This is a genomic window from Rhizobium sp. P1_E6, from assembly GCF_056405875.1.
Window position 1 is genome coordinate 1 of record NZ_JBFUBG010000373.1, and the last position, 507, is coordinate 507.

Consider the following 507-nt stretch of genomic DNA (forward strand, 5'->3'; position numbering starts at 1 on the left):
CGTTCGATCGTGTCGATCGCCGGCAGAAGAGCTCCGCGTTCGCGAAACGCGGCGACAGTCGAACTGGCTATCGCAGCACCGTCGTCGGACATAGTCGCCGCTTGAATTGCCGCCAATAGCGCGGCGCGGCGATCTTGCAGCGTCGCGCTTCTCGTATCCAGATACACCATTAACCGCGCCATATGATCCCGACGGGTTTCTTCACGGCGTGCATAGAGGGCAAATTCGTCTGAAGCGGCGCCGATCTGATCAGCAACATATCTCAGCATGGCACGAGGCGGAGTTTCTTCTGCTCCAAGCACTCGACCCGGGTATCGCATTAGACATAGCTGGATGGCAAAGCCGAGCCGATTGTGATTACGTCTCCGCAGTTCGATCTCCAGGAGATCCGCCAATGACAACGAATAGTGTCGGATTAAGCTGTCCTCGTCGACTGGGATATCGACAAGCTTCCGGCGATCTTGATCTTTGAGAAGCTTGCGCTTTGCCATCGCCCGACTCCATTCA

1 protein-coding gene is annotated in these 507 nt (G+C 56.4%); it reads right to left on the bottom strand.

What is annotated here, in order from left to right; translation table 11 throughout:
* On the bottom strand, positions 1-491 hold a 491-nt coding region (locus AC1D35_RS36810; protein ID WP_477943016.1), incomplete at its 3' end, for a DUF4158 domain-containing protein.
* Positions 492-507: the final 16 nt, after the last annotated feature.